Origin of the sequence: Clostridium gelidum (genome assembly GCF_019977655.1) — a bacterium.
GTDB classification, from domain to species: domain Bacteria; phylum Bacillota; class Clostridia; order Clostridiales; family Clostridiaceae; genus Clostridium; species Clostridium gelidum.
Map to the genome: position 1 here is coordinate 3,826,559 of NZ_AP024849.1, position 15,246 is coordinate 3,841,804.

Sequence of the window (15,246 nt, forward strand, 5' to 3'; positions counted from 1 at the left end):
CAGATTCTTTTGCTTCTACATGGAAAAAGCAGATGATTTTTATCATCTGCTTTCATAAGTTCTTTATTTATTTCAAACTTATATTTGGAAAATTTACACCTCCGAGGTCATAATCGGGAATTTTCGAGTGATTTGCTATTTTATTATAGATATTACATATTGATTCTAAATAAAATTTAAATTTATTTAATTTCTTTTACATCTGTAACAGTAACTTCATGCATCTTTTCAATATTTGCATCTTTCGGTACCACTGCATAATAATTTTGATCATTATCTAATACAAATTGAATTAGCTTTGTCTCTGAATTTCTCCAGTAATTTTTCATATTTGAATAATAATCTTCTATATCTTCTTTATAATCTAACTGCAAAATATATCCTTTTTCTGTCATTGCAAAAACAATCAGACTTCCTAATAGATTTTTTTCCTTATTTTCTTTTTTATACTCTTCAAAGAAAAACCATATTTGATCTAATCCAATAGGCTTTTTGTATTTTTCATAAAAATTGCTATCATCTAGAACTTTATAATCATATATCAACTCATTTACAAATGAATGCCATTTTATTGGAATAATTCTTTCTAATTCAGTATTATTTTCAATTCCTTCTTTTGCTTTTGCTTTTTCTATCTCTTCACTATCATACTCATGCTTGAATTCACTTATTGAAACTTTCTTAAATTTCATTACATTCTTATAATGTGCCAAATCATATGGGTAATGATTATTTTCTATTAAGCTTGCATCATCAATCTCTAATATTTTTGCTAATGCTGCTGTTTCAAAACTCCATAATCCTACATAACCATGTTCTTTATGTGCATTTTTCCATTCATAATCATAATGACCTTTAAACCATTCTTTTTGCATATATTTTTGTATTCTTTTTGATGCACCATTTTTATCTTTTTGTGCAAGTTCTATAATTTCTTTCGTTTTTGAATATGGATTTTCTTTATAATAAATATCTGTAACTTTCAGCCATCCAATATCGCTAGTATATAATAAATAATCAATTACTGAATCTTTAATATTTTCTTTCTCCACTAGCTTAGACAATCTTTTTATATTCTTTTTATCAGTTTCTAATAATATTCCTAAAGATATCATCCAAAGAAGATATAAATATCCTATTTTATGTTCTCCATAGTTTTCCATACATACTATTGTATATTCAAAGTCTTGATTCAAATGCTCTACTGGCATACCGGCAGAATATAATGCACAAATCTTTTTCATTTCATACATAGCATTGTTTTGATATGTTGAACAAATAATGTCTTTATTATCCTTAGGAAATCTCTTGATTTCATTTTTTATATCCTGCTCCAGCTCCATTATTTCCTTTTTTTCTTCTTGTATATATTTTTCTTTATTCGCTATTTGATTTTCAAAATACTCTAAAGATTTCAAATTATCACGTAACATAAATTACTCCTCCTTTATTTATCATGGCCAAATCCCAATAACTTTGCCAGAACTATTCAATTTATAAGTCACTACATTTCCATTACTATCAACTTTAGCTAATACTCTTTCAACTTTACCTCTATCTAATGCTTTAGCAATTTTTCTAGCTAAATCTTCATCTCCATCTACAGCTTTTAAAATACGGTCACTCCCTTTTATCCAATCATCAGATATTTGTAGTCCATCCTTTGTATTTCCTAACTTTGAACTGCCAAACTTAGCCTCATCAATAACATATTCTATATCTGAATCCGGATTTTTATTTTTATATAGTCCATCAATTCCTTTTACTATTTTATCATCCTGGCTTGATGGCGCATCTCTACCTATTGACTCTAAGTCATACCCAGCATCTTTTACCTTCTGATTACTCAATATATTATCATCTGCTGCTGCTTCGCCAAAATTTCCTTTTTGTTTGTTTGTACCAATTTTGGAATCAAAGTTATCAAAATCCCCCATCATATTGCTAATAACAGCTCCAGTACCTAATCCATATGCTCCAATTTTACCAATACCTGCTATTGCAGCTATATTTATATCCCCTACTTTTGATATACTTAATGTACCATTGGCAAATGCTGCAACTTTTAATCCTCCACTAAACAATTTAGGAATATTTGTAACGGATCTTGCTATTCCACCTATGCCACCTATTGCTGATGCTATATTCATTAAAAACTTATCAGTATTAAATAAATCCTTATATGGTGCTTTATCATATAAATAATTATGCCAGTTTGAAGATATTTTATCAAATGACTCTCTTGTTGACTCCCAAGAACCTGGACGATGATATGTTAAACCTGACTGATCTACAAAGGCCTCCCACTCTTCAGGCACATAGGTAACCAATTTAAGGCCTCCCCAAATAGTTTCTTGAGCAACATCTGCTGCAGCATATAATCCTGTCTTTGGTATTAAATTATTAGGATCATAATTTGCTTTTTTATAGGCCTCATAATTATCAACGTCTAAACTTGCACCTGATTCTGAAGAACTTACTGTAGCTGTAAAATTTTCTCCATTTTGTGCTAAAAGTTTTACTTTATCACCATCTTTATACACAGGACCCATACCCGGAGTTTCTCCAGCACCAATATAATAGTCTTTCACATCATTAGTTGAAGTAGAATTGTTTATAGTTTGCCCGCTCATATTATTTATACTATTAGGCTTTCCTTGTAAAATATTAATTAAGTTATCCATGCCATTATTTGAAATATCATTACTTTTACCCATTAATGGCGTGCTTCCAATTCCACTTCCTATAGATGCAGCTATTCCAGCCATAGCAGATACTAAAGCTCCTACAGCAAATTCTATACTCTCTGCCACCTTTTTAGCAATTGCAGCAGCAACTCCAGCAGTAGGCTCATCATCCGTAAATGCTCCATAACTATCTCTAGCACTTCCACTTTCATATACCACACTTGCTTCAGCATAAAATTCATTTTCAAGAGAAATGTAGCTACTCTTGCTCTTTTGCACTAAAAGTTTACTTGTAGCATTTATTGCTACACTACCAGCATTTATTGCTACACTACCAGCACTTAAATCTACACTTCCTGATGCACCGATACTTAAATTTCCTGAACTATTAAATGTAATTCCACTTTGATCATTTAAGTTTACATTAAAACCACTTCTATGAAAATTAATTGCTCCAGGCAGCATATCTAAGTAGTTTCCATTTTCATCTGCAAAGTATCTGTTCGCTGTATCCGAAAAATCTGAGCAGGTATCTCCATTTTTCCTAACACAATTTGTAGCAATAGGTGCTGCCTCTATTATATCTTGGAAATATAACATTGCACTTTCGTTAACTAACGGCATTGAGTAGAGTATATTTCCTGTTGGTGGTGCATAATAAAACCAAGCTGCCTTTGAAGGATCTTGACTTTCATCTATATTTAGATGAATCTTTAACTTTTCTCCAGCTGTCTCTAAAACTTTTCCTTCAAGAGCTACTCCCTTTATCTTTTTGTTGTATATTTTATCTATCCAAATTCCTCTATCTCTGCAAAATCTATATTTATAAATTAAATCTCCTTTATGAAGTTTTGCTTCATATTGATTAACATATAAATCCTTCTGCTTAAAGTAAATTTTATCTCCTATATCCATCTTTTGACGTTTTTCTACTTCGTAATAAAAGAAATCTGTATCGTGAAAATCTATTCCAAAGACTTGAGCTTTGCTATATCTTTCTAAATCTTTGCATGCTTTATAATTTACTCTATCTTCTAATGTATATTTTTTACCATCTGGTCTTCCATAATAAAACAAATTATTTAGATTTATTATATCACAAATCACTTCTAATCCAAGTAGACTTGCTACTCTTTTTAAAAATTCATAATCGGTTTCTTTATATTGGAATAAAGATTTTCCTATACTCATTGGTCTGCTCATACATTGAGTAAATCCATAACCTTTATAATCTTTAAGTATTTCATTTATTAAATTATCATAACTCATTTCTGCATCTTGAAATGATCTTGTTTTTTCTTCAATATCAAGAAGAATACTGCTTGTCGCTGCTTCTAATTCTAAATAATATATTCCATTTTCATTTGTTGTTATTACATTTTGTATTATTCCATTGAATATGATAGATTTTTCTTTATCTTCTAATTCTTCATATAGAACAATTTTATCTTCAGTGGAAGCTTCTATAGCATACTTAAAATTAATTGTATCATCTACTAAACATTTCAAGTATAAATATCCATGCTCACTTGGCTTGCAAGAAATTTTAATGTCTTCTATTCTTAGTATTTCATAAGGACAGCTTATCCTTAATTTATGAATTGCTTCCATTTATCTTTTCCCTCCCCCTTTCCTATAACTACTGCCTTATTCTTGTCCATGGTCAACAAATGTTATGTTACCTCCATGAGTACAGAATATTATTGACTCATTTGTTAAAGCTGGCTGACCTTCTATTATGGTATTATCCTTTGTCTTAACCCAATCCACAACTATTACTGGCGTACATTTTTTTCCTGTCTTTAATGCTCCATTTTTATCTATAACAGTTGTTTCCTCTCCTGCCAAGCATTCTGGACATACTCCAAAATAACTTATATTCTCTGGTTTCCAATCTTTTTTGTTTAATATTGGTTTACCATTAACATAACTTCCGTGGCTTACAGGAAGATTTATTTTTCTTTCATTACTTCCCTTATCACACCACATCTTTGCTCCTCTTACAACATAGTAAGTAGCCATAATTTACCCTCCCTTAGTTTTTTGTTTTTTTAATCATAATTTACTTACTTCTTATCTCCACTTTTTCGAGAATAATTCCATTAAAATCTCTTCGTAGTAAACTTTCTGCCACATCTAATCTAACAACTACCATGGTTTTTGAACTTTCTTTAATCTTAAGAACTTTTTTATTCCTTATTTTCTCTTCATTTAATATAATTTTTTTAACAACAGTTTTATTTAAATTCATTTCTGCATCTTCACTTAAAGCTTCTATTTCTTCAAAAATAGGCAGATAATATACATTTTGAATTGAATTCTTAAAATCAGTTAAAACTATCATTTTAAAAATTATATTAGTATTGTATTTTTCTAATATCTTTTTCATATCTTCAGATACTAAAAATAGTTGATTATCTAAAATATCAAGGTAATTATTGTTTTTATCAGATTTTACATAAAGAATAGTTACATCTTTTATCTTATCTGCATTTATTAAATTCAAATTCTTAATATTAATATTATTAAACCAATCTACAATACTTGGAATATAAGAATATCTTTTATCTTGCTTTAATAAAAAATAATCCATATTTATCCCCTTTCCTAAAGGACGATCCTTTATTTTTCTTTTGAAGTTTCATATATAAGCACAGCTTCATCACAATATTCCCCTGCAAGTATACTTATTTCATAATTCTTTTTCATTTCCTTATATTCATCACATTCTACAAAATCATTTACTATACTTTCTAAGATTTTTATACCTAATCTATGATACTTGTTCCCTTCTTTAATCTTTATTTTTTCTATATCCATTTCAGTTATAGTTCGTCCATATTCTTTTCTTTTTATTTGTAATTCTTCCATATGATTAAAAAGTGGTTCATATATAAAACTCAAATCAATATTTATAAAACATTCCTCTTTATCTAAAAGCCATTTATCATCATAAAAATCTATTCTGTAAACACCTAAATTTTGCATGAGGCTTGTCCTTAAATATGATATATAGATGTACTTTATTTCACCTTTAAGACCTTGTTCTTGCATATTAATAGCCTTCTTGCAGACTTCTTTAAACTTTAAGATAAGCTCTTCAATTATAGATTTTTTATTATCTTCAAACATTTCATATATCTTAGGACTCTCTTCGTAAAATCTTCCCTCAACATACTTTGTTTTAAATTCATCCATTATCTTTTCTTTATTTACTGGAATTATCATTGATTTCCCCTCTCTTATAGATATACAACTTCTAAATTACGCTTATACTTTGAATATATATCCACAATTAGAAATAAGGGTCTTGCTTTTGTGTAATCTTCAGTAACTGGAACAAATGCATGCCCCCTTATTTCGGCGGCCTATCTAAATATCTTTAATATAAATGACCCTACTGTGTATTAATCTTAGCTCCACTCATAACAACATCATCTTTAATTACAATACTTGCTCCAGATTGAGACAATGTAACTCCTCCATCTCCATGTATTGATACATCTCCACCACTTATATTTATACTTGAACCCGACATTGAAATTTGACTATCACTATTAACTTGTATTCCACCATCATCATTTAAACTCATAGAGTTTCCACCAGAGATAATATCTATTGCACCAGGTCTCATTATTATTTCTTTTCCATACTTTGTGCTAAAGCTCTTTACAGATGGATCACTACGTTTTGTAGAATCACTTGATTGTAAATTAACTGAACTTATTACACATGAATGCTTTTCTTCGTTATCTGGAAAATATAATCGAACTACATCTTCAATTTCAGGCATACAGTACCAGCCTGTACCATCTGGAGATGAGAAAACAGTTGCATATTCAAACCATCTTACTCCTTCACGTTCTGTTGGACTTCCATCTATTTCCAAAGAAACTTTAACATTATCTTTTTCAGTAGATAACACTCTTCCTTGAAGCGAAACACCAACAAGATTGTTATTATAAAGTTTCCTAACCTTCATGCCTTTTTCATCTCTTAAAATGTATTTATTTGAAAGAACTCCGCCTACCATTTCTATCTCACATTTATATACAAAAAGTTTTCTTCCTTTAAATGCAGCCTGATTATATAAATTCATTATTCTATTGCTTGTTATTTCATAACTTACTAGATTCATATCATCCAATTCATAAGCTTCATTGGCTGATTTTACCTTGTATTCGTGTAAGCCTTTTTTTATTGAATAATTAAATTCATTAAGATCAAAAACTTTACTATATCCAGCTCCGCCTAAAGAGTACTTTATATCAGTCAATTGACACTCTGAAACTATTCCTCCATTAAAATGTGATGCTAATCTCTTTACAAACTCCCAATCAGTTTCTCTATATTGAACTATTAATTTATCAATTTTAGCTCCATAAGTAACATTATCTATATTCTGAATATTGCTATATCCACTATTTATAATAGTAAAGATATCTCCATAAGTACTTTCTTCATTTTGGAAGCTACGACTCTTCTCTTTTATATCCATTAAAAATGTTTTGCTTAAAGCTTCAATTTCTAAAGTTCTTACATCATTATTTGCGCTAATACTAATATTAGTAACTATTCCTTGAAATAAATCAGTAACATTTCCTTCATCATCTTTAACAGATACCTTAATACTTTCTTCTGCCGTTGCTACCTCAACATATTTGTCTTCATTTTCATCACTTATAATTCCACTTATATAAAGTCTTCCATGTTCATTTAATTCTCTTGTTATTTTTAACTTTTTTATTTTTTCAAATTTGTAAGGTGATACTACAATATCTCCATAGGTATATACATATTCTTCACTCACTCATTCTCATCTCCTTAAATAATTTTACTATTTTCTTCTTTACTTATTCTTATGGTATTTATCATAAGAATAGCAATGTCTTTCCATTCTTCATACTCACTAAAACTACAACTAAACGTACCCATTACTGTTTTTTCTTGAAGCTCTAAAAGAAATATAAAATTATATAAAAAATCATCTATAGCAGAGCTTTTAAAATCAAAGTATCCTATATTCTTTTCATCTACTTCTAAAATTTCTTCATCATAAAATACATTTGCAGGATTAAGCCTTTTATTAATTAATTTCATTATGTCTCTTAGCTTTTCTACATATTCTTCATTTAAAGGACTATCTATAAACTTAAATGTTATTGCTATACTTCCATCTTCATTGCATTTGATTATATCTGGTCTATTTTCTGATGGATATTTAAATTTTCTTGTATCTTGTGGCATGTCCTCAAAATCCTTTGGAATATACATCTTTAATTTTTCATCAAAGAATTCTGTTTCTTCAAACTCATAATATCTACCTCCAATTTTTACTGGACCACTACAAATATCTTTTCTAGCCTCAACTTTTTCTGTTGCATTTATAAAGTCTAATATCTTTTCATCAACTCTTTTATCCATCTTTCCTTTGCTCCTATATTTCAGATTTTACAAAAAAATTCCACCCAAGTCATTTTCGGATTTATAAGTATATTCTAATCTTCTCTTAATTTAGTTTTTTTATTTTATATTTACCTTAAATGTATTTATAATTATTTTTTTCCTTTTTCCACCACATAGCCCTTTAATTATAATTCACTATATTTATTTCTTCAAATTTCTTTTCTGAATTATTACCAATTATATTCTTTAAAGTAATATTTTCCAATATTGCACATATAGTCAAATCATAAATATAAATAAAAAAAATAGAAGCTAATCTGTTTCATAAATTTCATGAGAAAAATAACAGATTATCCTCTATTTCGTTTTTTATATTGGCATTTTTCAATATTTACTTAATTTTTGTCAATATCTAAAATTGTTTGTAATAATACATTTGCTCCTTTTAAGCAGTTATCAACAGGTGTACATTCTTTTTCACAATGACTATGTCCATTTTCACTTGGAACAAAAATCATTGTAGTTGGAATAACATCTGTAATGAATTGAGCATCATGACCTGGTCCGCTATACATTCTCTTAGCTGAATATCCATATTCCTTTGCATTCTTTTCTACATAACCTACAAATTCAGGATAAAAATTAACTGTCTTACGTGACCATGCTTCTTCATAGCTCGCTTCACATTTCTCAACAATATTTGGAATAGCCTTAATGATTTCAAGAGCTTGTTTAATTACTTCTGGATCTTGATGTCTAACATCTAATGTAAATTTAACAAGATCAGGAATAACCGTATGGATGTTTGGATGAGCTGAAATCTTCCCTGTTGTATATACTAACTTACCATCAAGCTTGTCAAGTTCATCATGAAGATATTGGATTGTCTTTGTAGCTGCATATAAAGCATCTTTTCTATACTTCATTGGTGTTGTCCCTGCATGATCAGCTTGTCCTATAAATGTGAATTCGTAGTTTATCATACCGCAAACCCCTTCAACAATTCCTATGTCAACTTTTTCATCTTCTAAAACTGGTCCTTGTTCCACATGTAATTCCACTAAGGCCTTATATTTTTCAGCAGTCATTCTATTTTCAATCTCGCCCATATATCCGCTGGCTTCTAATGCTTCCTTAAACGTAATTCCTTCTGTATCTTTAGAAGCTAACATAACATCTTTATCAAATTTCCCTGTTATAACTCCTGATGACATCATTGCAGGCTCAAAACGTGCCCCTTCTTCATTTGTCCATACAATTACTGTAATTGGATGTTTGTGAGGTACTTTTTCTGTAACAATAGTTTCTGCTGCTTCTAAAGCAGTAAGAACACCTAAAATACCATCATAATTTCCACCTTGTTTAACAGAATCAATATGAGATCCCATCATAATAGCAGGTAAACCCTTCTCTCCTGAAATAGTAGCATAAATATTTGCCATATCATCAGTTTTTATATCCATTCCAAGAGCGGTGCACCGTCTGCAAAATTCTTCCCTTGCATCTAGTGCTTCAGGTGATAAAGACAATCTTGTGATTCCGCCTTTTCCTGTATCTCCAAATTTACTAAATGTTTTGATCTTGTCTTCCATTCTTTCTTTATTACAACTTAACATATCCATATCCCCTTTCAATTCTTCTTATATTTATTTTTTAACTCTCTTACCTGATGATATAGCATTGACTGGACAAACCGTAACACATAATTGACAGCCTACGCATTTATCTACTATAAGGACAGGTTTTTTCGTCTCTTCATTTATCTTGATTGCTTGATGACCACCATCGAAGCAAGATAAATAACATCGTCCACAACCTAAACATTTTTTGTTATCAAATCTTGGGTAACAAATACTATCGCGGTCAAGCTTATCCGTAGGTACAATATTAGGCAGTGCTTTTCCAACGATTTGAGATATATTTTTATATCCATTTGAACTTAAATATAATTTCATTCCATCTATTAAGTCCTCAATAATTCTATATCCATATTGCATGACCGCTGTGGTTATCTGCAGATTCTCACAGCCTAAAGCTAAAAATTCAGCTGCATCTCTCCAAGTTTCAATGCCTCCCATTCCACTTATTGGTGTTTCTTTTAGCTCCTTGCAATTTTTCATCTCTTGAATAAAACGTAATGCGATTGGCTTCACTGCTTTTCCTGAATATCCTCCAACGCTAGTCTTTCCTTCCACAGTTGGTTCTGATGCAAAAGTGGATAGATTAACATTCATAATGCTTTTAATAGTGTTAATAGCAGCGATTCCTGTTGCACCTGCTTCCATTGCAGCTATTGCTGGTATTTCCATATTTCCAATGTTAGGTGTCATTTTTGCAAGAATAGGCAAATGAGTTCCGCGTCTTGTAGCCTTAGTATATAAAGATACTAAATCTGGATTTTGTCCAACATCAGAACCTACCCCTTTACTTGTCATATGTGGACATGAAAAATTACATTCAATGATGTCTGAACCTGCCTCTGTCATCAACTTTGCAAGCTTAGTCCATTCCTCTTCATTTTGTCCCATAATTGATGCTACAATAATTTTACTTGGATAATCTTTTTTCAATTGTTTCAAAAATTCAATATTTTCTTCCAATGTATGATCTGAAATCTGCTCAATATTTTTGAATCCAACAAAAGGTACATTTTCTTTACTAATCGCTGCAAATCTTGGTGAAACTTCTTTTGGTACAAACATTCCAATAGTTTTAAAAGCAACTCCTGCCCATCCCATATCAAATGCTTTTGCCACCATCTCATAATTGCTTCCAACTACTGATGAAGAAAGAAAAAATGGATTTTCTGAGTGTATACCACAAAAATCTATAGATAAATCAACTTCTTCTTCTTTTGTTTTAGACTCAGTTGATATTGTCTTCATTATTCTGTCAATTGGTACTGGTTCATTAATTTTTCCTTTTAAACAAGCCTCCATGCAAGGTTTGTTTTCACACGTTTCACAAGGCATTGGATTTGGCAGTTTATTTACTGCCCCAAGCTTATTTTCAAATGCTAAGGAACGAATAATAATGTCCGGTTCAACTGAATATGGACAAGCTTTTGAGCAGAGTGCTTCATTGCAGAGCAAACACCCTGCCACATCTTCTTTAAGTGAAATATCTTTATACAATAGACTACTCATTTCAATGCCTCCTTATCTGATGCAAATATACATTGCATCTTTTACAAGTTATTTTATTTCACGCGCCTAATTATTTACGTGCTATTCTTCTTACAAACTTTCCAGTTCCTGGTTTTCCAACAAACTCTCCATTATCGTACACTAAATTTCCACGTACATAAGTCTGTTCAGGATATCCATGAAGTTTTTTGCCTTCCCAAATAGTATGATCATAATCTGAATGCATATTTTTAACTGAGATTGTAAAATCTTTATTAGGATCATAAATTACAATATCTGCATCTTTTCCAACTGTTATAGAGCCCTTTTGGTCACATCCAAATATTTTAGCTGGATTAGATGAACATAATTCAATTACACGATTAAAACTTAATTTTCCGTCATTTGCTGCCGAAAGCATATATGGATATAAGTTTTCAACTCCTGCACAGCCATTTGGAATCTTTGAAAAATCATCCTTTCCCCAGTCCTTTTCATAGCTTTGGAATGGGCAGTGATCTGTAGCAATAGTATCAATAGCACCTGTTTTAATAGCTTTCCAAAGTGCATCCTGACTTTCTTGTCCTTTCATAGGTGGTGAGCATACAAAGTTTCTTCCATCTTCTCTTTTATACACATCAGATGTAAATTCTAAATATTGTGGGCATGTTTCAATATAAATCTCATGTCCATCCATCTTGGCAGCAATTGCAGCTTCTAATCCTTCTTTATCGGCCATATGAACTATATATAATGGTGCTTCTACAGATTTTGCTAAGTGTACTGCTCTTTTATCTGCTTCTGCTTCTACATATTCTGGTCTGCTTAAATAATGATACCAAGCTGAAGTTTTTCCTTCTTTTAAAAATTGTTCAATATTTAAATCAATTAAATCTGGGTTTTCTGCATGAATATTGGTGATAGCGCCAGTTTCTTTTGCTTTTAACATGATTTTTACCAAGGTAGCATCATCTACCATCATGCCTTCTTTTTTATATACTAAAAAACATTTAAAACTTGTGATACCATAATCAACAGCTGATTTAAATTCATCTAAAATAGCACCTTCATTTAAATCAGTTATAATACAGTGGAATGCGTAATCAACACACGCCTCTGGGTCACACATTTCTTGTCTTCCTTTAATAGTTTCAATTATTCCATGTCCTTTTCTTTGCATTGGATAATCAAAGACAGTTGTAACACCACCACATGCTGCTGCTCTTGTTCCTGCAAGATAACTATCTGCTGAAACTGTTCCTCCAAATGGCATTGCTAAATGAGTATGTGCATCGATGGCACCAGGTAATACCAATTTACCATGAGCATCTACCACTTCAGCGCCTTCTTCTGAAAAACCTGTTCCAATTGCTACAATTTTACCGTTCTTTACAGCAATATCTGCAATATAAGATTCTGATAATGTTACAATGGTTCCATTTTTTATAATTAAATCCATAAATATTCTCCTCCCTTTTTTATAATTTATTTTATATTTAGCCACTGTAACACTCTCATATCCTATTGACTAGTCTTCCTAGGTAATCCTTGAGAATATTAACATTAGCTTAAGTACATTTAAAAAATTTACAAGTGATTTGCTAGTTTTTTATAGTATTATAATTCTCTTTTAATCTAATTTTTATTATTTAATATAGTGTTAATATTATTACATGTTTGTGAAGTGAGCATTGGAATTGCACTTTTAGAACTCTTAATGATTATAGTCCAATTAATTGCTTGTCCGAATCTTGTATTCGGAGCAAGCTGGAATTGGACTATAATCATTTAGATGTTCTTAAGTTCAATTCCTTAGCTCATGGAACAAATATGTGATGATATCAACACGGGTTTATAATAGATACTATTATTTTGTTGCTTTATCCCAGTATTTTGAGGTAAATGTTGTTTCATCTACTACTGGAGTTTTTGCTAAATCAGGGTTATAAAGTTTTAAGAAATCTCCTGTTTGCTTAATAGCCTTCATATCTATTTGTCCAATCTTTGAAGCATCAAAACCTTCTGGGCTAGCAAGTTTTGCAACTTCTTTTGCCATATATACTTGATGATCTAAAGATACTGATTTATCTACATCATAAACTGTTTTTCCAGCTGCTTCTGGGTCTTTACATGCATCTTTCCAGCCTTTAATAGAAGCTCTTAAGAAACGAACCATTAAATCTTCATTTTTAGATGCCCATTCAGAATTTACAAATAAGCAATCTTCCATCATTGCAACGCCTTCATCATTCATGTTAATTACATTTAAATCATCTTTTGAAATACCACTTTCAAGTAATAAACCAAACTCGTTGTACGTCATTGCTGAAGCTGCATCAACAGAACCTTCTTTTAGTTGATCCATGGTGAAATCTTGTTGTACAAGATTTAAATCTTTATTCTTATCTAATTTGTATTTTGATAATAATGCTAGAACTTCATACTCATTACCACCAAACCAGTTAGCAACTTTTTTACCTGCTAAATCTTTTGGTGAGTTAATTCCAGTAGCCTTTTTTGATGCTACTAATAGTCCTGATTTTTGGAACATTTGAGCAACTTCTTGTAATTCATATCCTTGAGCTTGATAAGTCATTAAACTTGATACCCAAGTAACACCAATATTTGCTGCACCATTATATACATTTTGTTCTGGAATAATATCACTTCCGCCTGGAAGAATTTCTATATCAATTCCTTCCTCTTTATAATAACCTTTTTCTGCTGCCACATAATATCCCATGAATTGTGATTGCGGAAGCCATTTTAACTGAAGTTTTACCTTTTCTAATGCTCCATCCTTTTTTGTGTCTTCTGTCTTTGTTGTTTCCTTTGTAGGTGTTGTTTCTGATGACTTAGATCCACAACCTATAAACAATGTACCCATCAATACTGTAATTAAACCTAAAGCTAATAATTTCTTTTTCATATTAAATTCCTCCTCTTATTAAATAAAAACATCTTACTTTGAAATCAAGTTTCATTTTATCTGATGTCTAGCCACTGTAATGCTTCATTCCTATTAATATCGTAATGATAAAAGTTTTAGTTATGAAGTATAACAGTGGCACGACCCTAGATTAATTCAACTAACCTTCAGATGGAAATTAAAATTCCCCCCTGAAACTAAGTTTCATTTTATCTTTGTGAAGCATGCCATTTTATTGCTCTGCGCTCTACCAATATAATAATCAAATAAAGAACAATTCCAACCAAAGCAGCCATAACTATGTAAGACCACCCCATGGCCATCATTCCCTTTCTTAAATTATCTTTAATTCCAAACCCAATACCTGATGTAGATGCAGCAAAATATTCACTGATCATTGCCGCCATTAGTGCAGAAGCAACATTAATCTTTAATGCTGTAAATACACTTGGCAGACTACTAGGTAACCGAAGCTTAAAAAATATAACTTTTTCTGGTGCTGCATAAGATTCTAACAAATCTTTTGCAAATGGCTTTAAATCATTTAATCCACGATAAGCATTTATTGCCATAGCTGACATACATACAACTGTTACAACTCCAACTTTTTGAGAGAAACCACTAGTAAACCAGCGATTCATAATAGGAGATAATGCAACAATTGGAATCGCATTAAATGCAGCTATTACACTAAGTCCTGTATAACCCCATTTGGGAAACTGTGTAGCAAGTGCAGCAACAAGAAATCCTATTACACATCCTATAACTAGTCCTACCAATGCGCCTGAAACTGTACTCATAGTATCAGATAAAGCTTTAGTTAAATTATTATTTAACGTAATTACAATTTGTGATGGTATTGGTAATTGAAAGGGTTTAAAACCTAAAGCAGCATGAATTATACCTACCTGCCACATAGCAATTGCTAATATTCCAAAGCCTAATGGCCATAGTACATTTTTAAGTTTTTCTGTCATACATAAATCTCCTTTCTTTTGAAGTATTTTTTTAATAAGGCACATGAAATAAAATAACAAGTCCAAAGCTGGTATGAATATTTTCCATAAGACAAGGAGGTGAAGTGCCATCATAGCTGGCC

12 protein-coding genes are annotated in these 15,246 nt (G+C 30.9%); all 12 read right to left on the minus strand.

Annotated elements, in window-relative coordinates; all coding sequences use genetic code 11:
• Positions 1 to 182: 182 nt before the first annotated feature.
• Complete coding sequence (locus psyc5s11_RS17635) at positions 183 to 1,433, minus strand: PoNe immunity protein domain-containing protein (protein ID WP_224033793.1); 1,251 nt, start codon at positions 1,431 to 1,433, stop codon at positions 183 to 185.
• A 21-nt stretch (positions 1,434 to 1,454) separates the two neighbouring features.
• Complete coding sequence (locus psyc5s11_RS17640; protein ID WP_224033794.1) at positions 1,455 to 4,298, minus strand: hypothetical protein; 2,844 nt, start codon at positions 4,296 to 4,298, stop codon at positions 1,455 to 1,457.
• Positions 4,299 to 4,334: 36 nt separating this feature from the next.
• On the minus strand, positions 4,335 to 4,709 hold the full coding sequence (locus psyc5s11_RS17645) for a DUF4280 domain-containing protein (RefSeq protein ID WP_224033795.1): 375 nt from the start codon (positions 4,707 to 4,709) through the stop codon (positions 4,335 to 4,337).
• 40 nt (positions 4,710 to 4,749) lie between these two features.
• Positions 4,750 to 5,280: a hypothetical protein gene (locus psyc5s11_RS17650; protein ID WP_224033796.1), complete on the minus strand. Its 531-nt coding sequence runs from the start codon at positions 5,278 to 5,280 to the stop codon at positions 4,750 to 4,752.
• A 29-nt stretch (positions 5,281 to 5,309) separates the two neighbouring features.
• Positions 5,310 to 5,915 carry a hypothetical protein gene (locus tag psyc5s11_RS17655; RefSeq protein ID WP_224033797.1) on the minus strand — a complete coding sequence of 202 codons (606 nt, stop codon included), beginning with the start codon at positions 5,913 to 5,915 and terminating at the stop codon, positions 5,310 to 5,312.
• 169 nt (positions 5,916 to 6,084) lie between these two features.
• Positions 6,085 to 7,497, minus strand: coding sequence for a contractile injection system protein, VgrG/Pvc8 family (locus psyc5s11_RS17660; RefSeq protein ID WP_224033798.1), 1,413 nt, complete (start codon positions 7,495 to 7,497; stop codon positions 6,085 to 6,087).
• A gap of 14 nt (positions 7,498 to 7,511) precedes the next feature.
• Entirely contained in the window at positions 7,512 to 8,111 is a 600-nt protein-coding gene (locus psyc5s11_RS17665) for a hypothetical protein (RefSeq protein ID WP_224033799.1), read from the minus strand.
• 377 nt (positions 8,112 to 8,488) lie between these two features.
• Positions 8,489 to 9,709, minus strand: coding sequence for a Zn-dependent hydrolase (locus psyc5s11_RS17670; RefSeq protein WP_224033800.1), 1,221 nt, complete (start codon positions 9,707 to 9,709; stop codon positions 8,489 to 8,491).
• 30 nt (positions 9,710 to 9,739) lie between these two features.
• A complete protein-coding gene (gene preA / locus psyc5s11_RS17675; protein ID WP_224033801.1) occupies positions 9,740 to 11,239 on the minus strand; it encodes an NAD-dependent dihydropyrimidine dehydrogenase subunit PreA in 1,500 nt (499 codons plus the stop codon).
• A 70-nt stretch (positions 11,240 to 11,309) separates the two neighbouring features.
• A complete protein-coding gene (gene hydA / locus psyc5s11_RS17680) occupies positions 11,310 to 12,677 on the minus strand; it encodes a dihydropyrimidinase (protein ID WP_224033802.1) in 1,368 nt (455 codons plus the stop codon).
• Positions 12,678 to 13,085: 408 nt separating this feature from the next.
• The gene (locus psyc5s11_RS17685; RefSeq protein ID WP_224033803.1) at positions 13,086 to 14,147 is read right to left on the minus strand and encodes an ABC transporter substrate-binding protein; all 1,062 of its coding nucleotides are present in this window, start codon (positions 14,145 to 14,147) and stop codon (positions 13,086 to 13,088) included.
• Positions 14,148 to 14,356: 209 nt separating this feature from the next.
• Positions 14,357 to 15,124, minus strand: coding sequence for an ABC transporter permease (locus tag psyc5s11_RS17690; RefSeq protein ID WP_224033804.1), 768 nt, complete (start codon positions 15,122 to 15,124; stop codon positions 14,357 to 14,359).
• Positions 15,125 to 15,246 lie beyond the last annotated feature (122 nt).